At 69.3% G+C, this 23,078-nt stretch carries 19 protein-coding genes; 13 read left to right on the plus strand and 6 right to left on the minus strand.

Annotated features, from left to right (window positions below; translation table 11 throughout):
• Positions 1 to 5 precede the first annotated feature (5 nt).
• From nuoF to V1351_RS02305, 10 genes are read left to right on the plus strand one after another with little or no spacing between them, the layout of a single operon-like run.
• Positions 6 to 1,331 carry an NADH-quinone oxidoreductase subunit NuoF gene (nuoF, locus tag V1351_RS02260; RefSeq protein ID WP_338750317.1) on the plus strand — a complete coding sequence of 442 codons (1,326 nt, stop codon included), beginning with the start codon at positions 6 to 8 and terminating at the stop codon, positions 1,329 to 1,331.
• Positions 1,328 to 3,697, plus strand: a complete 2,370-nt coding sequence (locus V1351_RS02265) for an NADH-quinone oxidoreductase subunit G (RefSeq protein WP_338750319.1) — start codon at positions 1,328 to 1,330, stop codon at positions 3,695 to 3,697. The genes nuoF and V1351_RS02265 overlap by 4 nt, the downstream gene beginning before the upstream one ends.
• On the plus strand, positions 3,694 to 5,100 hold the full coding sequence (gene nuoH, locus V1351_RS02270) for an NADH-quinone oxidoreductase subunit NuoH (protein WP_338750321.1): 1,407 nt from the start codon (positions 3,694 to 3,696) through the stop codon (positions 5,098 to 5,100). Before V1351_RS02265 ends, nuoH begins: the two co-directional genes overlap by 4 nt.
• Complete coding sequence (nuoI, locus tag V1351_RS02275; RefSeq protein ID WP_338750323.1) at positions 5,090 to 5,767, plus strand: NADH-quinone oxidoreductase subunit NuoI; 678 nt, start codon at positions 5,090 to 5,092, stop codon at positions 5,765 to 5,767. Before nuoH ends, nuoI begins: the two co-directional genes overlap by 11 nt.
• On the plus strand, positions 5,764 to 6,579 hold the full coding sequence (locus tag V1351_RS02280) for an NADH-quinone oxidoreductase subunit J (RefSeq protein WP_338750325.1): 816 nt from the start codon (positions 5,764 to 5,766) through the stop codon (positions 6,577 to 6,579). The genes nuoI and V1351_RS02280 overlap by 4 nt, the downstream gene beginning before the upstream one ends.
• Entirely contained in the window at positions 6,576 to 6,875 is a 300-nt protein-coding gene (nuoK, locus tag V1351_RS02285; protein WP_185990632.1) for an NADH-quinone oxidoreductase subunit NuoK, read from the plus strand. The genes V1351_RS02280 and nuoK overlap by 4 nt, the downstream gene beginning before the upstream one ends.
• 9 nt (positions 6,876 to 6,884) lie before the next feature.
• Positions 6,885 to 8,834, plus strand: a complete 1,950-nt coding sequence (nuoL, locus tag V1351_RS02290; RefSeq protein WP_422388999.1) for an NADH-quinone oxidoreductase subunit L — start codon at positions 6,885 to 6,887, stop codon at positions 8,832 to 8,834.
• Entirely contained in the window at positions 8,834 to 10,483 is a 1,650-nt protein-coding gene (locus V1351_RS02295) for an NADH-quinone oxidoreductase subunit M (protein ID WP_338750327.1), read from the plus strand. Before nuoL ends, V1351_RS02295 begins: the two co-directional genes overlap by 1 nt.
• Positions 10,483 to 12,048, plus strand: a complete 1,566-nt coding sequence (nuoN, locus tag V1351_RS02300) for an NADH-quinone oxidoreductase subunit NuoN (protein ID WP_338750329.1) — start codon at positions 10,483 to 10,485, stop codon at positions 12,046 to 12,048. Before V1351_RS02295 ends, nuoN begins: the two co-directional genes overlap by 1 nt.
• Positions 12,045 to 13,058 (plus strand): polyprenyl synthetase family protein, encoded by a 1,014-nt coding sequence (locus tag V1351_RS02305; RefSeq protein ID WP_338750331.1) that lies wholly within the window; start codon positions 12,045 to 12,047, stop codon positions 13,056 to 13,058. The genes nuoN and V1351_RS02305 overlap by 4 nt, the downstream gene beginning before the upstream one ends.
• A 10-nt stretch (positions 13,059 to 13,068) precedes the next feature.
• On the opposite strand, the gene rarD is transcribed toward V1351_RS02305, so the two are convergent.
• The gene (rarD, locus tag V1351_RS02310) at positions 13,069 to 14,007 is read right to left on the minus strand and encodes an EamA family transporter RarD (protein WP_338750333.1); all 939 of its coding nucleotides are present in this window, start codon (positions 14,005 to 14,007) and stop codon (positions 13,069 to 13,071) included.
• Positions 14,008 to 14,128: 121 nt separating this feature from the next.
• On the opposite strand from rarD, the gene V1351_RS02315 reads away from it, so the two are divergent.
• Both V1351_RS02315 and V1351_RS02320 read left to right on the plus strand, forming a co-directional pair.
• Positions 14,129 to 15,286 carry an alanine racemase gene (locus V1351_RS02315; RefSeq protein WP_338750335.1) on the plus strand — a complete coding sequence of 386 codons (1,158 nt, stop codon included), beginning with the start codon at positions 14,129 to 14,131 and terminating at the stop codon, positions 15,284 to 15,286.
• The gene (locus tag V1351_RS02320; protein ID WP_338750337.1) at positions 15,283 to 16,578 is read left to right on the plus strand and encodes a D-arabinono-1,4-lactone oxidase; all 1,296 of its coding nucleotides are present in this window, start codon (positions 15,283 to 15,285) and stop codon (positions 16,576 to 16,578) included. Before V1351_RS02315 ends, V1351_RS02320 begins: the two co-directional genes overlap by 4 nt.
• Before the next feature lie 70 nt (positions 16,579 to 16,648).
• Here V1351_RS02320 and V1351_RS02325 read toward each other — a convergent pair whose 3' ends face one another.
• The 5 genes from V1351_RS02325 to V1351_RS02345 all read right to left on the minus strand — a co-directional run bounded on the left by V1351_RS02325 (position 16,649) and on the right by V1351_RS02345 (position 22,587).
• Complete coding sequence (locus V1351_RS02325; RefSeq protein ID WP_338750339.1) at positions 16,649 to 17,749, minus strand: 2-oxoacid:ferredoxin oxidoreductase subunit beta; 1,101 nt, start codon at positions 17,747 to 17,749, stop codon at positions 16,649 to 16,651.
• Positions 17,746 to 19,623: a 2-oxoacid:acceptor oxidoreductase subunit alpha gene (locus V1351_RS02330; RefSeq protein WP_338750341.1), complete on the minus strand. Its 1,878-nt coding sequence runs from the start codon at positions 19,621 to 19,623 to the stop codon at positions 17,746 to 17,748. Before V1351_RS02330 ends, V1351_RS02325 begins: the two co-directional genes overlap by 4 nt.
• 226 nt (positions 19,624 to 19,849) lie before the next feature.
• Positions 19,850 to 20,332: a hypothetical protein gene (locus tag V1351_RS02335; protein ID WP_338750343.1), complete on the minus strand. Its 483-nt coding sequence runs from the start codon at positions 20,330 to 20,332 to the stop codon at positions 19,850 to 19,852.
• On the minus strand, positions 20,296 to 20,898 hold the full coding sequence (locus V1351_RS02340; protein WP_338750345.1) for a DUF4870 domain-containing protein: 603 nt from the start codon (positions 20,896 to 20,898) through the stop codon (positions 20,296 to 20,298). Before V1351_RS02340 ends, V1351_RS02335 begins: the two co-directional genes overlap by 37 nt.
• Before the next feature lie 171 nt (positions 20,899 to 21,069).
• Positions 21,070 to 22,587 (minus strand): M20/M25/M40 family metallo-hydrolase, encoded by a 1,518-nt coding sequence (locus V1351_RS02345; RefSeq protein ID WP_338750347.1) that lies wholly within the window; start codon positions 22,585 to 22,587, stop codon positions 21,070 to 21,072.
• Between the two features lie 126 nt (positions 22,588 to 22,713).
• Between V1351_RS02345 and V1351_RS02350 the strand changes: the two genes are divergently transcribed.
• Positions 22,714 to 23,070: an NADH-quinone oxidoreductase subunit A gene (locus V1351_RS02350; protein ID WP_338750349.1), complete on the plus strand. Its 357-nt coding sequence runs from the start codon at positions 22,714 to 22,716 to the stop codon at positions 23,068 to 23,070.
• Positions 23,071 to 23,078: the final 8 nt, after the last annotated feature.

A 23,078-nucleotide genomic window follows, 5' to 3' on the forward strand; every position in this document is an offset into this window, starting at 1 on the left:
CCGGGATGTCGACGCAGCTGACCCCGATCCTGACCAAGTTCTGGGACCACCCGCAGTCCTGGACCATGGCCACCTACGAGGACAACGGTGGGTACCGAGCCCTGCGCTCGGCCCTGGAGATGGACCCCGTCGACCTCGTGCAGGTGACCAAGGACTCCGGCCTGCGCGGTCGCGGTGGCGCAGGGTTCCCCACCGGCATGAAGTGGGGCTTCCTCCCGCCGCACGACGGCGGTCCGCGCTACCTCGTCGTCAACGCCGACGAGTCCGAGCCCGGCACGTGCAAGGACATCCCACTGATGATGGCCGCGCCGCACTTCCTGATCGAGGGCGCGATCATCACCTCCTTCGCCATCGGCTCCGACACGGCCTTCATCTACGTGCGCGGCGAGACCGCCCACGTCTACCGCCGCCTGCTGCGCGCGGTCGAGGAGGCCTATGCGGCCGGCTACCTCGGCAAGGACATCCTCGGCACGGGCTACGACCTGGACATCGTCGTCCACGCCGGTGCCGGCGCCTACATCTGTGGTGAGGAGACCGCGCTGCTGGATTCCCTCGAGGGGCGCCGCGGCCAACCCCGTCTCAAGCCCCCCTTCCCTGCGGTCGCCGGCCTGTACGCGCGTCCCACCGTGGTCAACAACGTGGAGAGCATCGCCTCCGTCCCGCTGATCGTGGGCAAGGGCGCGGAGTGGTTCTCCGACATGGGCACCGAGAAGTCCCAGGGCTTCGGGATCTTCTCCCTGTCCGGTCACGTCAAGCACCCGGGCCAGTACGAGGCCCCACTGGGGATCACCCTGCGCGAGCTGATCGAGATGGCCGGTGGCATGCGGGACCCGAACCACCCGCTGAAGTTCTGGACGCCGGGGGGCTCCTCGACCCCGATCTTCACCGACCGGCACCTCGACGTGCCGCTCGACTTCGAGTCGGTCGCCGCCCACGGGTCGATGCTCGGGACCCGTGCCCTGCAGATCTTCGACGACACCGTCTCCGTCGTGCGCGCGGTGACCCGGTGGAACGACTTCTACATGCACGAGTCCTGCGGCAAGTGCACCCCGTGCCGTGAGGGCACCTACTGGCTCGCCCAGATCCTGCACCGCATCGAGGAAGGGCGGGGCACGAGCCAGGACATCGACATGCTGGTCGACATCTGCGACAACATCCTCGGCCGTGCGTTCTGCGCGCTCGGGGACGGCGCCACCAGCCCGATCACCTCGGCCGTGCAGTACTTCCGTGAGGAGTTCGAGGCCGGCTGCCACACTCCGGCCAGCGAGCTCTTCCCGCCAGCAGCCTCGACGCTCTTCGCCAACCAGGAGACTGTGCAGGTGACCGTATGACCACCACGAGCGACAAGCAGACGCCCGAGGCCGAGCCGAAGCCCGACCTCGTCACCGTCACCATCGACGGGGTGGAGGTGTCCGTCCCCCGCAGCACGCTGATCATCCGCGCGGCCGAGCAGGCCGGGATCGAGATCCCGCGCTTCTGCGACCACCCGCTGCTGGACCCGATCGGTGCCTGCCGCCAGTGTCTGGTCGAGGTAGCCACCCCGGACCGCGAGGGCAACGTCAAGCCGATGCCCAAGCCCCAACCGAGCTGCACCATGACGGTCAGCGACGGCATGCAGGTGCGCAGCCAGCACACCTCCCCGATCGCCGACAAGGGCCAGCAGGGGATCATGGAGATGCTCCTGATCAACCACCCGCTGGACTGCCCGGTCTGTGACAAGGGGGGTGAGTGCCCCCTGCAGAACCAGTCGATGAGCAACGGTCGGCCGACCTCGCGCTTCGACGACATCAAGCGCACGTACCCCAAGCCGATCAACATCTCCTCCCAGATCCTGCTGGACCGCGATCGCTGCATCCTGTGCACCCGCTGCACCCGCTTCTCGTCCCAGATCGCCGGTGACCCCTTCATCGAGATGGGGGAGCGCGGCGCCCTGCAGCAGGTGCTGATCTACGAGGAGCAGCCCTTCGAGTCCTACTTCTCGGGCAACACCGTCCAGATCTGCCCGGTGGGTGCGCTCACCGGTGCGGCGTACCGCTTCCGCTCGCGTCCGTTCGATCTCGTGTCGACACCCGACGTCTGCGAGCACTGTGCCTCCGGCTGCGCCATCCGCACCGACCACCGTCGCGGCACGGTTCTGCGCCGGATGGCTGGCAACGACCCGCAGGTCAACGAGGAGTGGAACTGTGACAAGGGCCGGTGGGCCTTCACCTGGGCCTCCTTGGGAGACCGCCTCGAGTTCCCGATGGTCCGGGACGAAGGGGGTGACCTCCGCGTCGTCTCGTGGCAGGAGGCCCTCGCGACCGCCGCGGACGGCCTGCGTGCCGCCGAGGGCCACGGTGTGCTCACCGGCGGCCGGGTCAGCATCGAGGACGCCCACGCCTACGCCACCCTCGCCCGTGAGGTCCTGCGGACCGAGAACATCGACATGCGCGCGCGGCCGCACTCGGCCGAGGAGCGCGACATCCTCCTGCGTCACGTCGCGGGTACCACCCCGCCAACGGGAGGCGTGACCTACGAGCAGCTGGAGAAGGCCGGCTCCGTCCTCCTCGTCGGCTTCGAGCCGGAGGAGGAGAGCCCCATCGTCTTCCTGCGGCTGCGCAAGGCCTACCGCCACAACGGTCTGGCGGTCCACGCGGTCGCGCCGATGGCGACCCGCGGGCTGGACAAGATGGGCGGCACGCTCGTCCCGTCGGCTCCCGGCACGGAGACCGAGGTGCTGAGCGCGTTGGCCGGCGCCGATGCCCCCGAGTCGCTGGCACGGACCCACGCCGCCCTGCGCGACGAGTCCGCCGTCATCCTCGTCGGTGAGCGTCTGGCGACCGTGCCCGGTGCGCTGACCGCCGCCGTTCGCCTGGCCGAGACCACCGGCGCCCGACTGGCCTGGATCCCGCGTCGGGCGGGAGAGCGCGGGGCGATCGACGCCGGCTGCCTGCCCAGTGGTGACGGTCTCGACGCGACCGGGATCCTCGCCGCCGCGTCGGCCGGGTCGATCGGTGGCCTCGTCGTCGGTGGCGTCGACGCCGATGACATCGGTGTCCCCGGAGCCCGGGAGGCTCTCGAGCGTGCCTTCGTCGTCTCGCTCGAGGTGCGCCCGAGCAACGTCACCGAGCACGCTGACGTCGTCCTGCCGGTGGCCCCGCACGCGGAGCGTGCGGGCAGCTTCATGGACTGGGAGGGACGCGTGCGTCCCTTCGAGGTCTCCCTCGAGACCAATGCCCTCCCCGACCACCGCGTGCTGCACATGCTCGCCGACGAGATGGGTGCCTTCCTCGGCACTCGCACCGTGGCCGAGGCGCGCCGCGCCATCGAGGCCACCGCAGCCCCGACGGTGAGCGGTCCGACGACCGACGTCCCGTCGCGCACCCTGCCCGAGCCGGGCGCCGGCGAGGCCGTCCTGGCGACGTGGCGTCCGTTGCTGGACAAGGGCACGATGCAGGACGGTGAGCCCTTCCTGGCCGGGACCGCGAAGGCACCGCGCGCGGCTCTGTCACCGCTGACCGCGCAGGCGCTGGGGATCGTCGAGGGTGACCTCGTCACGGTCTCCGCCGACGACGTGCGGATCACGCTGCCGGCCGACATCCGTGCGATGGTCGACCACGTGGTGTGGCTGCCGACGAACTCCGAGAGCTGCGACGTGCGCAGCCTCTCCGGGCATGCCGGAGCGATCGTCTCCGTGACGAAGGGTGGTGCCGCGTGAACAGTCTCGCGATCCTGACCACGGCGGCCGAGCAGCCGGTGGTGGCCGACTTCAGCGACACCCCGGTGTGGCTCTCGCTCGTGAAGGCCCTGATGATCTTCGTCTACCTGCTTCTCAGCGTCCTGCTGATGATCTGGTTCGAGCGACGCATGATCGGCCGGATGCAGCAGCGTCCCGGGCCCAACCGGGTGGGTCCCTTCGGCCTGCTCCAGTCCCTGGCCGATGGCATGAAGTCGATGCTCAAGGAGGACGTGCGGCCCGGGACGGCCGACGCCCTGATCTTCACGATGGCGCCGGTGGTCTTCGCGTCCGCGGCCTTCATCTCCTTCGCCATCGTCCCGATCGGTGGCGAGGTGCAGATGTTCGGTCACACCACGCCGCTGCAGCTGACCGACCTCCCCGTCGCGGCACTCCTCGTGCTCGCGGTCGCCGGCATCGCGGCCTACGGCATCGTCCTGGGTGGCTGGTCGGCCGGCTCGACCTACCCCCTGCTGGGTGGCCTGCGCGCGACCGCGCAGATCATCTCGTACGAGATCGCGATGGGTCTGGCCCTCGTGGCCGTCTTCATGTATGCCGGGTCGATGTCGACGAGCGAGATCGTCGCCGCCCAGTCGGACCTGTGGTTCATCATCCCGGCCTGCGTGTCCTTCGTGCTGTACGTCATCACGATGGTCGGCGAGACCAACCGTCTGCCCTTCGACCTCGCCGAGGGCGAGGGCGAACTCGTCGGTGGTTACTTCACCGAGTACTCGGGCATGCGCTTTGCGATGTTCTTTCTCGGTGAGTACGTCAACATGTTCACCGTCTCGGCCCTGGCCACCACCTTCTTCCTCGGTGGGTGGCAGGCGCCTCCCGGCATCGCGGCGATCGGCGACGGCATGCTCAACACCGGGTGGTGGGGCGTGCTGTGGTTCACCATCAAGATGTGGCTGTTCATGTGGGGCTTCGTCTGGCTGCGGGGTACCCTGCTGCGGACCCGCTACGACCAGTTCATGGCTCTGGGCTGGAAGTTCCTCATGCCCGTCGCCGTGGCCTGGGTCATCGTCGTGGCCTTCATCCGCGGCGCCGACGCCGGCTTCTTCGGTGACAGCACCATCAGCATCCTCGGTCGGGCCTTCCCGGTCTCATCGCTGATCATCATCGCCTTCCTTGCCGTGCTCGTCTTCGGGGTCATGTGGATCTGGGAGACCCGCGCGGAGAAGAAGGCCGCGGCGCTCGAGGAGGCCGATGTCCTCCCGGACGAGATCGACCCCTTCGCCGGCGGACACCCCGTCCCGCCGTTGCCGGGTCAGCGGCTCGTGGAGACCCCCCGGGACGGGACCGCGATCGACACCAAGCCGGCGCGCACCCAGCAGACCAGCGCACCGCTCGCCGAGCAGGAGGAGCACAACCGTGGCCGATGACGAGACCAAGGGCGGGTTCTTCGCAGACCTCTTCGCCCCCGTTGCCGGATTCGGGGTGACCTTCCAGACGATGTTCCGCAAGGTCGCCACGCAGGAGTACCCCGAGGTGAAGTGGCCGACCCAGCCGCGGTTCCACGGACGTCACCAGCTCAACCGTCACCCCGACGGCCTGGAGAAGTGCGTCGGCTGCGAGCTGTGCGCCTGGGCGTGCCCGGCGGACGCGATCCTGGTCGAGGGCGCGGACAACGACGACGAGCGGGGGCTGCGCTTCAGCCCCGGCGAGCGGTACGGGCACATCTACCAGATCAACTACCTGCGCTGTATCTTCTGCGGCCTGTGCATCGAGGCCTGCCCCACGCGCGCGCTGACGATGACCAACGAGTACGAGATGGCCGACAACAACCGCGCTGATCTGATCTTCACCAAGGAGCAGCTGCTGGCGCCGTTGCAGGAGGGCATGATCTCCGCGCCCCACCCGATGGTCGAGGGCATGGACGAGCGCGACTACTACAACGGCAAGGTGACCTCGGCGACCGACGAGCAGCGTGAGTGGGTCACCAAGTACGCCGTCGACGAGACCGACGAGACCGACGAGACCGACGAGACCGACGAGACCGACGAGACCGACGAGACCACGACGGACGAGCAGTCGGAGGGCGTTCGATGACCAGCACCGGTGAGGCCGTCGTCTTCTGGCTGCTCAGCGCCATCGCCGTCCCGGGTGCACTCGCGCTGCTCTTCGCCCGCAAGGCGGTGCACGCGGCCATCGGCATGGTGACGACGATGATCGTCGTCGGGGCGTTCTACCTCCTGCAGGAAGCGCCCTTCCTGGGCATCGTGCACATCTTCGTCTACACCGGCGCCGTGATGATGCTCTTCCTCTTCGTCGTCATGCTCGTGGGCGTCGACCACTCGGACTCACTCGTCGAGACCCTCAAGGGCCAGCGCTTCATGACCGTGCTGCTGTCCCTGGGTCTGGTCGTCCTGCTCGTCGGAGCCATAGGTCGGATCACCTACACCGGTGACCCGAACCTGACTGCGGTCAACACCGACCCGGGCAACGTCGAGGCCATCGCCTACCTCATCTTCGGCAAGTACGTCTGGCTCTTCGAGGTCACGGCCGCCCTGCTGACGATCGCCGCGCTCGGCGCGATGACCTTCGCGCACCGCGAGCGGATCATCGCCAAGCCGACGCAGAAGGAGTGGATGGAGAAGCGCTTCCGCGAGGGCGAGCACCTGGCGGGCCTGCCCGTCCCGGGCGTCTACGCCCGCCACAACGCGGTCGACACCCCGGCACTTCTCCCCGACGGCAGCATCTCGGATCTGTCGGTCAACCGCGTGCTGGCTGCTCGTGAGCAGGTCACCCCACCGACCCGCTACACCGAGATCGACGAGCGGGAGAGCGTCGTGGACGACGAGCCGACCGAGTCCCTGGGCCGCACGGCGTCCGAGAGCACGCCCGAAGGGAGGCAGCAGTGAGCCCACTGAACTACATCTACCTGGCGATCATCCTCTTCACGATCGGCAGCGCGACCGTCCTGCTGCGGCGCAACGCGATCATCGTCTTCATGGGTGTCGAGCTCATGCTCAACGCAGCATCTCTCGTCTTCGTCACCTTTGCCCGCATGCACGGCTCGGTCGAGGGGCAGGTCATCGCGATGTTCGTGATGGTCGTCGCCGCCGCCGAGGTCGTCGTCGGTCTGGCCATCATCATGGCCGTCTTCCGTGCCCGCCGGTCGGCCTCGGTCGACGACGCCAACCTGCTGAAGCTGTAAGGAGCCACCTTGCTCACCGCACTGTCTGCGACGGCTGCCCAGGTGACCGCGGTCGCCGAGCCCGGCCCGGCCTCGGGGGTCACCGCCCTCGGCTGGCTGCTCGTCGCCCTGCCACTGCTGGGCGCTGCGCTGCTGCTCCTCGGCGGCCGGCTCACCGACTCCTTCGGTCCGCTGCTGGCGACCGCCCTGTCCTGGGGCTCCTTCGTCGTCGGAGCCGCGATCTTCGTCGCGCTGCTCGCGAAGGACCCCTCCGAGCGAGCCGCGTCGATCGAGTTGTACAACTGGGTCCCCGCCGGGTCGATCGACGTGACGGCCGGACTGCTCATCGATCCGCTGTCGGTGGCCTTCGTCCTGCTCGTGACCTTCGTCGGATCGCTGATCCACGTCTACTCGCTCGGGTACATGGAGCACGACCCGGACAAGCGTCGCTTCTTCGCCTACCTGAACCTCTTCGTGGCGTCGATGCTCCTGCTCGTCCTCGCCGACTCCTACCTCCTGCTCTTCGTCGGCTGGGAGGGCGTCGGCCTCGCCTCCTGGTTGCTCATCGGGTTCTGGAACCACAACCCGGCCTACGCCACCGCAGCGAACAAGGCCTTCGTCGTCAACCGCGTCGGTGACGTCGGGCTGATCCTGGCGATGTCGATGATGTTCGCGACCTTCGGCACCGCTGACTTCGGGGCGGTCAACGAGGGTGTCTCCGGTGCGAGCGAGGCCGCAGCCACCGGCATCGGCCTGCTCCTGCTGCTCGCCGCGTGCGGCAAGTCGGCGCAGTTCCCGCTGCAGTCCTGGCTGGGGGACGCCATGGCCGGCCCGACCCCGGTCTCGGCCCTGATCCACGCGGCGACGATGGTCACCGCCGGCGTCTACCTCATCGTGCGCAGCCACGTCCTCTTCGACGCCGCCCCCAACGCGCAGCTCGCCGTCGTCATCGTCGGCGCGATCACCCTGCTGTACGGGGCGATCGTCGGGTGCGCCAAGGACGACCTGAAGAAGGCCCTCGCCGCGTCCACGATGAGCCAGATCGGCTACATGATGCTCGCCGCCGGACTCGGCCCGGTCGGCTATGCCTTCGCCATCTTCCACCTGATCACGCACGGCTTCTTCAAGGCCGGCATGTTCCTCGGCGCCGGCTCGGTGATGCACGGGATGAACGATCAGGTGGACATGCGCCGCTTCGGCGCCCTGTCCGGGGTCATGAAGATCACCTGGGTCACCTTCGGCCTCGGCTGGCTCGCGATCCTGGGCGTGCCCCCCTTCTCCGGCTTCTGGAGCAAGGACAAGATCATCGAGGCCGCCTTCATCGGTGAGGGGTGGCGTCCGTGGGTCTTCGGCCTGGCCGCGCTCATCGGTGCCGGGATCACCGCCTTCTACATGTCGCGCCTGTTCTTCATGACCTTCCACGGCAAGAAGCGCTGGAGCGATGATGTCGACCCGCACGAGTCGCCGCTGACGATGACCATCCCGATGATGGTCCTCGCCGTCGGCTCGGCCTTCCTCGGCCTCGTCCTCGCGACGGTCGCGCCGATCTCCACCTGGCTCGAGCCCACCCTCGGCCACGCCGACCACGACGAGCCGGTGCTGCCGGTGGCGGTGCTGATCATCGCCACGATGGTCGTCGTCGCGATCGGTGCCGTGTGGGCCTGGCTGGTCTACGGCCGGGACGAGGTGCCCGTCGTGGCCCCCGTCGGTTCGGCCCTGACCCGCGCGGCACGCAAGGACCTCTACCAGGACGGCCTCAACGAGGTCCTGCTCATGAGCCCGGGGATCAGCCTCACCCGTGGTCTGGTCGAGGTCGACCGTGACATCGTCGACGGAGGCGGTGTCGGTGGTCTGTCCCGCACGATCGCGCGCAGCGCGAACTGGTTGCGACGGGCCCAGAACGGCTTCGCGCGCTCGTATGCCCTGACGATGCTCGCGGGCGTCGTCGCCTTCCTCGGAGCACTGTGGGTGATCAACTGATGGACAACATGCCCTGGCTCTCCCTGCTGATCGTCGTGCCGCTCCTCGGCGCGGGCGTGGTCGCGGTCCTGCCCTCGCGCAGCGCCGCGCTGGCCAAGCCGATCGCTCTCGGAGTCTCCCTGCTCACCCTGCTGCTGGGGATCGTCGCGACGGCGACGAGCTTCACCCGGGGTGCGAGCGAGCAGTTCCAGATGGTCGAGCAGCACGAGTGGATCCCGCAGCTCGGGGTCAGCTACTCGCTCGGTGTCGACGGCATCGCCATCGCGCTGATCCTCATGGCGCTCGTGCTCGTGCCCGTCTGCCTGCTCGCCGCCTGGCGGGACATCCCCGAGGGCGGCCCGCGGGAGAAGGCCTACTTCGCGATGCTCCTGCTGCTGCTGCCCTTCATGGTCGGTGTCTTCGCGTCGACGGACGTGTTCCTCTTCTACGTCTTCTTCGAGGCGATGCTCATCCCGGTCTACTTCCTCATCGGGATGTTCGGCGGGGACAACCGTCGCGGTGCGGCACTGAAGTTCCTGCTCTTCAGCCTCGCCGGCGGACTGATCATGCTCGTCGGTGTCATCGCCCTCTACGTCCAGGGTCCCGGGGGTGCCGACGGCTTCCTCGTCGAGAACCTCACCGGCCTGGAGATGAGCACGACCACCGGCCGTTGGCTGTTCATCGCCTTCTTCATCGCCTTCGCGGTGAAGGCCCCGATGTGGCCGGTCCACACCTGGCTCCCGGACGCGGCCGCCGCGTCCAAGCCGGCGGTGGCGACGCTGCTCGTCGGGGTGCTCGACAAGGTCGGCACGTTCGGCATGATCCGCTTCTGCCTCCAGCTCTTCCCGGAGGCCAGCCAGTGGGCCAGCCCGGTGGTCGTCGTCCTCGCGGTCTTCTCGGTGCTCTACGGTGCGATCCTGGCCATCGGTCAGGCGGACATGATGCGCCTGATCGCCTTCACCTCGATCAGCCACTTCGGCTTCATCGTGCTGGGCATCTTCGCCTTCACGTCGGCCTCCCACGCCGGCAGCAACCTGTACATGGTCAACCACGGCTTCGCGACGGCCGCGCTCTTCCTCCTGGCGGGGATGCTCATCGTGCGCCGCGGCAGTCAACGCATCGACGACTACGGCGGCTGGCAGCGGGTCACCCCGGTGCTCGCCGGGCTGTTCCTGCTCGCCGGGCTGGCGAGCCTGTCGCTGCCGGGTCTGTCCCCCTTCGTCTCCGAGTTCCTCGTCATCGCGGGCACGTGGGGACGCCACCCGGTCGCGACCGCCTTCGCGGTGTGGGCCGTGGTCCTGGCGGCCCTGTACATCCTGTTGATGTACAAGCGGATCTTCACCGGTCCGCCACCGGTCATCGGCGAGCCGGACGAAGGGGGCGGGGCGCCGGCACCCGCGCACGTGGAGTACGTGCGCGCGGACCTCGACGCCGGTCGGCCTGCCAGTCGTCTGCCCGCGGCGGTGGCGGACCTCGGCCTGCGGGAGAAGGTCGTCATGGCCCCGATCGTGGCCTCGCTGGTCCTGCTCGGGTTCTTCCCGGCGCCGGTGCTGGACACGCTCAACCCCGCCGTCGAGCGCACCCTCGAGATCGTCGGTGTCTCAGACGTGGCCCCGACCGCACCCTCTGGGCCGGCCGACGCCAGCTCGACCTCCGGGAGTGACAACTGATGCCCTTCGTCCTGCCCACCGCCTTCGACGCGCCCCAGATCAGCTACTGGGCGCTGTCGCCGATGATCGTGCTCCTCGTGGGGGGCTTCGTCGGAGTGCTCGTCGAGGCCTTCGTGCCCCGCCCGAGGCGTCACCTGACGCAGGTGGTCGTCGCGCTGGCCACGGTCGTGCTGTCGTTCGCCGCCCTCGTGCTGATGACCGGTGACCAGATCGGGGTGACCGTCGGCGGCACCGTCGCCGTCGACGAGCCGACCCGCTTCTTCCAGGGCACGTTGCTGGTGCTGGGTCTGCTCGGGCTGCTGGTCATGGCCGATCGTCTCGGTGGGGAGACCGCCGACGCCTTCACCCCGATGGGTGCGGCGAGTCCGGGGTCCAACCTCGAGGCACAGGCCGCCCGCAAGGGATGGTCGACCACCGAGGTGTTCCCGCTGACGCTCTTCGCGCTGGCAGGCATGCTGCTCTTCCCCGCGTCGAACGACCTGCTGACGATGTTCGTCGCGCTCGAGGTCCTGTCGCTGCCGCTCTACCTGATGTCGGGTCTGGCCCGGCGTCGTCGTCTGCTCTCGCAGGAAGCGGCGCTGAAGTACTTCCTGCTCGGCGCCTTCTCCTCCGGCTTCTTCCTCTTCGGCGCGGCGCTGCTCTACGGCTACGCCGGGTCGCTGCACCTGGCCGACATCGCCGAGGCGACCAGCACCTCGAACGGCAACTTCGAGGGTCTGCTGCTGCCGGGCGTCGCCATGGTCATCATCGGCCTGCTGTTCAAGGTCGGCGCCGTCCCGTTCCACTCGTGGACCCCGGACGTGTACCAGGGCGCGCCCAGCCCCGTCACCGGTTTCATGGCCGCCGCGACCAAGGCCGCTGCCTTCGGCGCGCTGGTGCGGCTGCTCTACGTCGGGATGGAGACCACCCGGTGGGAGTGGCGCATGGGCGTGGTCGTCATCGCCGCCCTGACCATGATCGTGGGCGCGGTGCTGTCGGTGACCCAGACGGACATCAAGCGACTGCTCGCCTACTCGGCGATCTCGCACGCCGGCTTCATCCTGGTGGCCCTGATCGCCTTCGACGTCACGGCCATCACCGGTGTGCTCTTCTACGTCGTCTCCTACGGCATCTCGACCATCGCGGTCTTCGCCATCGTCCACCTCGTCCGGGAGCGTGAGGCCGAGGCGACCCACTTGTCCCAGTGGGCGGGGCTGGGACGTCGGCACCCGTGGATCTCGGCGGCCTTCGCCCTGCTGATGCTCGCCTTCGCCGGCATCCCGCTGACCTCCGGATTCACGGCCAAGGTCGCCGCGTTCATGCCCGCCCTGGAGTACGGCGGCCTGTCCGGGACGGTGCTCGTGGTCATCGGTGTGCTGGCCTCGGCCGTGACGGCCTTCGTCTACGTGCGTCTGATCGTGCTGATGTACTTCACCGAGCCCACGGGCGATGTGGTGATCGCGACGCCGGCCACGATGTCGCTCGTGGTCATCACGACCGGAGTCGTCGTGACCATCGTCCTGGGCGTCTACCCCGGCCCGCTGCTCGAGCTCGCCGAGCAGTCCAGCGTCCTCATCACGCGATGACGGACGAGACCAGCACGACACCACCCCTCCTCGCGCTCCCGCAGGCGAGCGACGAGCTGAGCGCTCGTCTCACGGTCGGTCTGGAGCAGGTCGAGCGGATGATCATCGATCGTGCGCAGAACGAGAGCGACTTCATCACCGAGGCGAACCTGCACCTCGCGAAGGCGGGAGGCAAGCGCTTCCGTCCCGTGCTGACGATGCTCGTCGCCGAGCTGGGTGACGGGATCGACGACAAGGTCGTTGCGGCGGCCGCGGGCGTCGAGCTCACCCACCTGGCCAGCCTGTACCACGACGACGTCATGGACGAGGCCGACCTGCGTCGGGGGGCGCCGAGCGCGAACGCGCTGTACGGCAACTCGACGGCGATCCTCATCGGTGACCTCCTCTTCGGCACGGCGTCGGACATCATCGCCGACCTCGGTGCCGACGCCGTGCGGATCCAGGCACGGACCTTCATCCGGTTGTGCTCCGGGCAGATCCGTGATGATCGTCCCTGTCCCGGGGGCCAGGACCCTCGTGAGTACTACCGCGGGATCCTCGCCGACAAGACCGGGGTCCTCGTCGCCACAGCCGCCCGCTACGGCGCGATGTACGGCGGCTGCTCGGACGACGTCATCGCCGCCGTGACCGAGTACGGCGAGCGGCTCGGAGTGGCCTTCCAGCTGGCGGACGACCTCCTCGACATCGCGAGCGAGTCGGGGGAGACCGGCAAGACGCCGGGTACCGACCTGCGCGAGGGCAAACGCACCCTCCCGGTGCTCAACGTCCTCGCGTCCACGGACCGGGCCGATGCGGAGTTGCAGGACCTCCTGCGCTCGGACCTGAAGGACCAGGACCGGCTCGATCGGGCCCTGGAGCTGCTGCGTGCCCACCCCGCGATGGTGCAGGCCCGCGAGGAGACCCTCGCGGTCGGCCGTAGGGCCGTCGAGGCCCTCGCACCGCTGCCGGACGGCGACGCGAAGTCGGCGCTGATCGCCCTCATGGACGGCGTCGTCCACCGCGTGGGCTGACGCCGTCCGGTTACAGCGGTTCGACCGGCTCCAGGAGCTCGACCTCGTCCGCCGGTGGACGACGACGGCGGCGGGCGGTGGCCAGCGAGTCGATGCTGAGGAAGATCAGCGCGACCCAGACGATGGCGAAGCCGACCCACCGCGCCGTGCTCAGTTGCTCCCGCAGGATCGTCACGCTGACGATCAGCTGCAGCACGGGCGTGATGAACTGGATCAGCCCGATCGTCACGAGTGGGATCCGTCGAGCCGCCTCGGCGAAGAGCAGCAGCGGTATCGCGGTGACGACGCCGGCCGAGACGAGCAGCAGCAGGTGCCATGTGCCCTCGCTGGTGAAGGTCGACTCGCCGGTCGCAGACAGCCACCACACCAGGCCCAGCGCGGGAGGAGCGAGGAAGATCGTCTCCGCCGACAACGAGCTGAGCGCCGGGAGGGTCGCCCCGAGGCGCTTCTTGGTCAGGCCGTACCCGCCGAAGGAGCAGGCGAGCACGAGAGAGATCCACGGCAGCCCACCCCCGGCGAAGGTGAGGTAGAGAGCTGCCAGTGCGCCGATCCCCACGGCGACCCACTGGAGCGGCCGCAACCGTTCGCCCAGGACGAGCACCCCGAGTGCGACGGTGACGATCGGGTTGAGGAAGTAGCCCAGGGCCGCCTCGTTCGTGCGTCCGGTCCCGACGGCGTAGACGTAGACGAACCAGTTGATGCCGATCAGGTACGCCGCGATCCCGACCCCGAGCGCCAGCCGACCGCGCAGCTGTCGCAGCAGGTCGAACAACTCATGGCGCAGCACGAGGACGAAGGCGCACAGGACGAGCGTCCACAGGATCCGGTGGGCGAGGATCTCGTCCGCGCCCGCGGGACGCAGGGCGTGGAAGTACAGCGGGAAGAGTCCCCAGATGCCATAGGCGAGCCAGGCGGCCACGACGCCGAGCCCGTGGCGTTCACGAGTCACCTGCACGAGCGTACGCGCACGACTGCCACTGCTTGGGCCGGGTCGAAGCCCGTGGCGGCCGCTGAACCCGACCCGCTCGATTGCCGCCGATGGAGTTTGACCCCCGGGTAACATTGGGCTGATGAACCGAGTCACTGCCTGGGAACACGCGACGCGGGGGCGGACCGCCCCCTTCGCCGTCGTCGATCTCGACGCCTTCGACGCCAATGCGGCCGACCTCACCCGACGCGCCGCCGGGCGACCGATCCGGGTGGCGAGCAAGTCGATCCGGGTGCGACACCTGCTGGAGCGGGCGCTGGGGCTCGAGGGTTTCGCCGGCGTGATGTCTTACTCCTTGCCCGAGGCGCTGTGGTTGGCCGGGACCGGGGCGAAGGACCTCTTCGTGGCCTATCCGACGACCGACCGCGACGCCCTCGGCAGACTGGCCCGGGACGAGCAGGCGCTCGAGGAGGTCGCGATCGCCGTGGACTCCGTCGAGCACGTCGACGTCCTGCGGCGATGGCTGCCCGCCGGCACCCCGGTGCGCGTCGTCATCGACGTCGACGCCTCGCTACGGGTGGGCCCCGCGCACCTGGGCGTGCGCCGCAGCCCGATCCGCTCCCCGCGGCGAGCGGCCGCCGTCGCCACGGCTGCTCACCGGGCGGGGCTGCGGGTCGTGGGGCTGATGTTCTACGACGCCCAGATCGCCGGGCTGCCGGACAGCTCGGCTGCGGTGCGCTTCGTCAAGGCGCGCAGCGACGCCTCCCTGCACCGGCGACGCGGCGCGGTGCGCACGGCTGTGGAGGAGGCGGTCGGCCCCCTTCGCATCGTCAACGGCGGTGGTACCGGATCGCTCGAGGTGACCGGCGCGGACCCCGCCCTGACCGAGCTCGCCGCCGGATCCGGCCTGGTCGGGCCGACGCTCTTCGACGGCTACGACGCCTTCAGCCCGCAGCCGGCGGTGGCCTTCGCGCTGCCCGTCGTCCGGCGCCCGGCGAAGAACATCGTCACCGTCTTCTCCGGCGGGTACGTCGCCTCCGGCGTCGCGGGGGCGAGCCGGGTGCCGTCCGTGTTCCATCCGCAGGGCCTGGACCTGATCGGGGCCGAGGGCGTCGGCGAGGTGCAGACACCCTTGCGCGGCAAGGCTGCTCGCGACCTCGCCCTCGGTGACCGCGTGTGGTTCCGGCACGCCAAGGCGGGGGAGCTGGCCGAACGGTTCGACGAGTACGTGGTGGTGCGCGGTGGCGAGGTCGTCGACGTCGTGCCCACCTACCGCGGTGAGAGGAAGAACTTCGGATGAGCGCAACGTGGACCAACTGGGCGGGTACCGTCACGGCATCCCCGGAGGTGCTGCGCCCCCGCACCCCGGAGGCGCTCGCGGAGACCGTGCGGGATGCCGCCGCGCGCGGGCGACGGGTCAAGCCCGTCGGCAGCAGCCACTCGTTCACGGCCGTCGCGCAGCCCGCAGACCTGCAGCTGAGCCTCGAGCACCTGACCGGGATCGTCTCGGCCGACCGGGAGACCGGCCGCGTCCGGGTCCTGGCGGGGACCCCCCTTCGCCTCCTGAACCAGGCCCTTGACCTGCTCGGTCTGGCCATGCCCAACCTCGGCGACATCGATGCCCAGACCATCTCGGGCGCGTTGTCCACCGGTACCCACGGCACCGGGGCGACGCTGCCCGGCCTCTCCGCCGGCATCGCCGGTCTGCGACTGGTCACCCCGGACGGGAGTAGTCGGTGGATCGACGCGTCCGACCCCGAGCTCTTCGGCGCCGCTCGCCTGGGCCTCGGTGCGCTGGGAGTGATCACCGAGCTGGAGCTGGCCTGCCTGCCCGCCTACCGGCTGCGCGCCGTCGAGCGTCCCGACTCCCTCGACACCGTGCTCCCGCGGATCCAGGAGCTGTTCGATGCGCACCGGCACTTCGAGATGTACTGGTTCCCCGGTACCCGACGGGTGCAGACCAAGGCCAACGACCTCGTCGATGACTCGGTCGACGAGCCGTTGGCGCCCTGGCGTCGCCGTCTGGACGACGAGTTCCTGTCCAACACCGTCTTCGGCGCGGCCAACCGACTGCTGACCGGTGTCCCGCGAGCGGTCCTGCCCTTCAACGAGATCGCGGCCCGGGTGCTCACCGAGCGCACGTACACCGGGCCCTCGCACGAGGTCTTCTGCACACCCCGCACCGTGCGCTTCCTCGAGTCCGAGTACGCCGTGCCCAGGGAGGCCGTGGCGGACGTGCTCACCGACCTCGCGGCCTGGGTCGAGCGGCGACGGGAGCCGGTGTCCTTCCCCGTCGAGGTGCGGGTCGCTGCACCGGACGACATCTGGCTGTCGACGGGCTACGAGCGGGCGAATGCCTACATCGCCGTCCACCAGTACCACCGGGCCGACCACCGGGAGTACTTCGCGGCCTTCGAGGACATCGCCGCCGCCCACGCGGGTCGGCCTCACTGGGGCAAGATGCACCGGCTCGGGGCCGATGAGCTGGCCGGGCTCTACCCGAGGATGACCGACTTCCGCGCGGTGCGTGACCGGCTCGACCCGGACCGGGTCCTCGCCAACGACTACCTGACCCGAGTCCTCGGCGCCTGACTCCACGGCCGTCCATCCGCACGAGCCCCAGCAGTTGCGAAGGGGAGTGCACGAGCCCAGGCAGTTGCGACTACTCGACGGTCCAGGTGTCGTTCCCGTAGAGCAGCTCCTGCAGGTCCGCGTCACCCGCGGGGCCACCGGCGAGGTCGATCGCGGAATCGACCTGCGCACGGGTCTGGTCGTCGTAGGTCGGGCGGTCGACCGAGCGGAAGACCCCCATCGGTACGTGGGTCATCGACTCCGAGTCCAGACGGCTGATCGAGAAGGCCTGGCTGGGGTCGGACAGGCTCACGTCGTGGACGACGACCTGATCGGCCAGGCCCCGCGAGGACACCTCGCCCTCGGGGAGGAAGGTGACCGAGCCCCCTTCGCCACGCACGAGCGCCTCGCGCTCGCCCTCGTCGCCGATGGTGACCGGCTCGCCGTCGACGAGGTGGACCAGGCGGGCCTTCTTCTGCTCGACGTCCTTGATCAGCTCGAAGGCGCCGTCGTTGAAGATCGGGCAGTTCTGGTAGATCTCCACCAGCGATGTCCCGCGGTGGGCCGCGGCCTGCTTGAGCACCTCGGTCAGGTGCTTGCGGTCGGAGTCCATCGTGCGCGCGACGAAGGTCGCCTCGGCGCCCAGGGCGAGGGAGACCGGGTTGAAGGGGGCGTCGACGCTGCCCATCGGCGAGGACTTGGTCACCAGACCGGACTGCGACGTCGGGCTGTACTGGCCCTTGGTCAGTCCGTAGATCCGGTTGTTGAAGAGCAGGATCGTCATGTTGACGTTGCGGCGCATCGCGTGGATGAGGTGGTTGCCACCGATCGACAGCGCATCGCCATCGCCGGTGACGACCCACACCGACAGGTCCTCGCGGCTGGTCGCCAGGCCCGTTGCGATCGCCGGCGCGCGCCCGTGGATGGAGTGCATGCCATAGGTGTCGAGGTAGTACGGGAAGCGCGACGAGCAGCCGATCCCGGAGACGAAGGTGATGTTCTCCTTGCGCAACCCGAGCTCGGGCAGGAAGCCCTGCACGGCGGCGAGGACCGCGTAGTCACCGCAGCCCGGGCACCAACGCACCTCCTGGTCGGACGCGAAGTCCTTGCGGGTCTGTGTCTCGCCGTCAGCGGCTGCGGGGACGCCTGCTGTGCCGGAGGCGACGGTGGGGATACCGAGATCCATGGTCATGCTCGAACCTCCTGGAGGGCTGCGTCGATGACTTCGACGAGATCGGCGACCTTGAAGGGAAGGCCGCGCACCGAGGTGTGGGAACGGACGTCGACGAGGAACTCCGCGCGCAGGAGCATCGCCAGCTGGCCGAGGTTCATCTCCGGCACGATGACGCGCTCGTAGCGTCGCAGGGCCTCGCCGGTGTTGGCGGGGAAGGGGTTGAGGTGGCGCAGGTGCGCGTGGGCGACGGACTCGCCGCGGGTGCGCAGTCGCCGCACGGCCGCGAGGTTGGGTCCGTAGGTCGAGCCCCAGCCCAGGACGAGGACCGTGGCGTCCCCGGTCGGGTCGTCGACCTCGAGGTCACCGATCGCATCGGCGACCTTGGCGACCTTGGCGGCACGCGTGCGCACCATCAGGTCGTGGTTGTCCGGGTCGTAGGAGATGTTGCCGGTCTTCGAGTCCTTCTCGATGCCACCGACGCGGTGCTCGAGGCCGGCGGTGCCGGGCACGGCCCACGCCCGGGCGAGGGTCTCCTCGTCGCGGACGTAGGGGTGGAAGACGGCGTTGCCCTTGTCGTCCTCGCCGTTGGTCTCGGTGGCCAGCTGGACGGGAAAACGTGGGAGGTCCTCGACAGCGGGCACCTGCCACGGCTCGGAGCCGTTGGCCAGGTAGCCGTCGGAGAGCAGGAAGACCGGGGTGCGGTAGGTCGTGGCGATGCGCACCGCCTCCAGTGCCGCGGAGAAGCAGTCGGCGGATGTCTGTGGGGCGACGATCGGCACCGGGGACTCGCCATTGCGCCCGAACATCGCCTGCAGCAGGTCGGACTGCTCGGTCTTGGTCGGTAGGCCGGTGCTGGGGCCGCCTCGCTGGACGTCGACGATGACCAGTGGCAGCTCGAGGCTGACGGCCAGGCCGATGGTCTCGGACTTCAGTGCGACTCCGGGGCCGGAGGTCGTCGTCACGCCGATCGACCCGCCGAAGGAGGCGCCCAGGGCCATGCCGATGGCCGCGATCTCGTCCTCGGCCTGGATGGTCGTCACGCCGTGGCGCTTGAACCCGGACAGGGCGTGCAGGACGTCGCTGGCCGGGGTGATCGGGTAGGAGCCGAGCACGAGCGGACGGCCCGCCCGGTGCGCGCCGCTGACCAGTCCGAGGGCCAGCGCGGTGTTGCCGGTGACGTTGCGGTAGGTGCCCGGGGGGGTCGGTGCCGCCTCGACCGTCACCGGGACGGCGAAGTCCTCGGTGGTCTCGCCGTAGTTCCACCCCGCGCGCAGGGCCGCGAGGTTGGCGGCGAGGATGTCCGGCTTGGCGCCGAACTTGCTGGTCAGGAAGTCCTCCGTGGCCGTGATCGGTCGGGAGTACATCCACGACAGCAGCCCCAGGGCGAACATGTTCTTCGCTCGCCCCTTCTCCTTGCGGGTCAGGGAGTCGAACTCGGCGAGCGCCTCGACGGTGATCGAGGTGAGCGGCAGGGGGTGCACGTGCCAGGACTCGAGGGTGCCGTCGTCGACAGGGCTGCTCGCCCACCCGACCTTCTTCAGGTTCCGGGTGGTGAACTCGTCGGTGTTGACGATGATCGTCGCGCCGCGCGGGACGTCGGCGAGGTTGGCCTTCAACGCTGCGGGGTTCATCGCGACCAGGACGTCGGGGGCGTCGCCGGGAGTGAGGATGTCCCAGCTGGCGAAGTGCAGCTGGAAGGAGCTCACCCCGGCCATCGTGCCCTGGGGGGCGCGGATCTCGGCCGGGAAGTTCGGCAGCGTGGACAGGTCGTTGCCCAGGGCCGCGCTGTCTGCCGTGAACCGGTCGCCGGTCAGTTGCATGCCGTCGCCGGAGTCGCCGGCGAAGCGGATGATGACGCGGTCCCTGGTCTCGGTCGGCGTGCTGGTGCTCATGGTGGCTGGTCGGCCCCTTGCGGAAAGTCGGTGCTCGTCCGGGATCCCGGACGTTCTTCCATGGTAGGTCGTGGAAAATCCCGAAACCTAGAGGTCCACGTTATGACATACATAACCTTTGATTATGGAAGGTGCGCGGAGGCTGGGTCGCGTGTCACCGCGACGCGCAACAGCGCTGTGGACACGTGTGTCCGGGCGTTTTCCGTGCTCGCCGTGTCCAACGCCGTCAGGCACTGATGTATGCCTGATCGTGGGGGACCGCCACCTCGAGCTCATCTCCCGGAGCCAGACCCGGCAGCGGCGGGAGCAGCAGCTCGACCACCGTCGAGGGCTGGTGGTGCATCGGCTTGGTCTGCGGGTGGGGGAGGTAGACCAGCCCCTCGTGCTCGTCCGCGTCCCGTCGGACCGTGCACTCGAGGAAGGAGAAGGTCTCGGGCCCGTGCACGTGCGTCCAGTCCACGTCGGGGAAGGTCCATCGCGGCGTCCGGGGCCACAACCGACGCGGAGCGAGGTCCAGGTTGACCGTCGCCATGACGAAGGGGGTCAGGTCCAGTCCCCGGGCGGCGAAGTGCGGCGCCTGCAGGGCGATCGTGCCCCGGGCGAAGGGGGAGTCGCCCGCGCGGCCGGAGGCGACCCCGTGGCCGGCGACGACGACCCCCTTCGCCCGGTGGATCACCTGACGAACTGCGGCGTCAGCGGCGGCGCCCACCACTCGCCGTTGTTGGCCTTGACGGCCCCGATGACGTGGATGACGACCGCGACGATGATCACGAGTGGGTAGAAGAGGAACCCGATCAGCACGAACATCAGCAGCGAGGACAGGACCAGCAGGATCGCGGTGATGATCTGCACGTTGAGGCTGTTGGCCGCGTGCTGGCGCACGAAGGGGCCGCGGTCCTTGTACAGCAGGAAGATCACCAGGGAGCCGACGAAGCCCAGGGTCCCCACGCTCAGCGGGAGCAGGATCGCCGGGACCAGGTGGGAGAGCATCCCGAGGTTGCGCTCCTCGGAGGGCGTGAGCGGTGTCTTGGTGTCCCAGACCCCGCTCTGCGGGGGGAACTGGCGCTGCGGGTTGCTGTACTGGTCCTGGCCCGGTGCGGGCGGGGGCGGTCCCTGCGTGCCGGCCCCCTGGGGCGTCCCCTGCGGGGGCTGACCCTGCGGGGTCTGCCCCTGCGGGGTCGCGCCCGGTGGGGGCGGAGAGCCCTGTGGGCCCGGGCCCTGCGACTGCTGCTCGTGCGTGTTCGGGTCCTGCGGGTGCTCTGACGGGGTGCTCATGTGTGTCCTCCTGAAGGTCTCACCCACGACTTTGCCCTGTCGCGCTGCGAGAGTCCATGCGGATCGCGCCCCGAACCGGGTGGGGCCAACCCCCGTGTCCGCCATCACGGCGCACGGAAGGGGGGGCGCTCCCACGGCGGGAGCGCCCCCCCTTCGCCGGGGTGGGTGCGGTCAGGCGGCGTCCGCGCCCTCCGGTCCGACCGGCACGGTCGGACCGGGCTTGCCGGACTTGCCGCGGCTGGTCTTGCCGTTGATCTCCTTCGTGGACTGGCCCAGCGTGATCGCGGAGTGCGCGATCGCGTCACTCATGATGTCCAGCGCCTCCATGTTGACGTTGCCGATGTCATCGGCCGGGGTGTGGTAGTTCGGGTCGTAGGTGATGCCGGCGGTCCCGCCGAACATCTCGACCTCCTCCTCGGTCTTGGTCCCGTCAGCCCCGGTGAACAGGCCCGAGGCCGGAACTCCCGCGTTGATGAAGGCCGAGTAGTCGCTGCGGCCGGAGAAGGCGGTGTCGACCCACGGCTGGTCGGCGGCGTCGAAGTAGTCGGTGAGGACGGCCTCCGTGGCCACGGAACCGGCGGGAACCGCGACCGGCGCCTCGTACGTCGACTCATCGGCGTCGTAGACCCCGATGATGTGGTTCGGCGAACCGATCATGTCGAAGTTGAGGTAGGTCGCGATGTCGTCGAGCTCCTCGGGGTCGTTCTCCTGCAGGTCGGCGACGTAGTGGTCGGAGCCGAGCAGACCGAGCTCCTCGGCGCCCCAGAAGGCGAAACGCACCGTGTTGTTGAGCTTGTTGACCTTGCCGAGCTGGACGGCCGTCTCGAGGATGCCGGCGGTGCCGCTCCCGTTGTCGTTGATGCCGGGGCCGTCGCCGATGCTGTCGAGGTGGGCGCCGAGCATGACGACGTTGTCGTCACGGCCGGTGTCGGTCTCGGCCAGGACGTTGAAGGTCTCCCGCTGCTCCATGGTCTTGTCCAGGACGAAGGACATCGTCACCGGGCCGGCTGCCGTCTTCTGCAGCAGCGCCTGCCCCTCCGCCATGCTGATGCCCGTCGCCGGTGCGCTCGTCGGCTCGACACCGCCGAGGGTGCCGTTGAGCGGCCCCTCCACGTTGTTGTAGATGAGCACGGCCTCGGCGCCGGCCTCCCCGGCGGAGACGGCCTTGGCTGCGAAGGAGCAGTCCCCGCGGCTGACGAGGGCGATGTCGCTGTCCCCGCTGAGGTCGACTCCGTCCCAGGCGGCGGTGTCACAGCCGACGGCCACCGCGGGCGCGACCAGCGCGCCGGTGACACCACCCTCGGGCGTCGGCTGGCTGTAGGACATCGGGACGTGCTCGACCTCGCGGGCGTCGGGGGAGAGCTCGGTCAGGCTCGTCCCGTGCACCTCCTCGTACATGAAGGTGAAGTCCTGGCGCTCGGTCTCGTACCCCGCGTCCTGCAGGGTCTGCTCGACGTACTCGGCGCTGGCCTCGTAGCCGGAGGTCCCGGCGCCGCGGTTGCCGTCATTGGCGTCGGCGATCGCCTGGAGCTGCTCGAGATGGTCGTGGACGTTCTCGACGGTGACCGCCCGGGTCATCTTCTTCGAGTTGTTCGGATTCTTCGCCTGGGCGGGCCCGGCGGCGAGGGTCGTCATCGCCAGGGCCGCGGTGGCTGCGGCCGCGGTGGCGGCTGCGGTACGTGAACGCACGTGTCCTCCAGATGTCCCGGTCGAGCCTCGTTGCGCGACCGTCGCTCCGAGGGTAAAGGTGATCGGCGTCACATGCAGCGCGAGGATCTCCTCCAGCGGGGTGACGGCCGACAGTAGGCTGGTCCCGTGGCTGGATATCTCGTCGTCGCAGGGGCGCTCGTCGTCGGCGTGCTCCTCGTCGTCGCCGGCTACACGACCCGTCGGCTGCTCGCCCCGTCGGACCCCGTCCCGACGAAGTTGGCCACCTACGAGTCCGGGGTCGACCCGGTCGGTGAGCACTGGGCCCAGACCCGGGTGCGCTACCTCGGCTACGCCTTCCTCTACGTCATCTTCGCGGTGGACGTGGTCTACCTCTTCCCGTGGGCGCTCGTGCTGCGCACCGATCTGGGTCCGGCGAGCCTGGTCGAGGTCGCGATCTTCATCGGCGTCGTCCTCCTCGGGCTCGTCCACGCCCTGCGCCGCGGGCTGCTGAGGTGGACCTGATGGTGGTG

The organism is Janibacter sp. A1S7 (assembly GCF_037198315.1).
Classification (GTDB): domain Bacteria; phylum Actinomycetota; class Actinomycetes; order Actinomycetales; family Dermatophilaceae; genus Janibacter; species Janibacter alittae.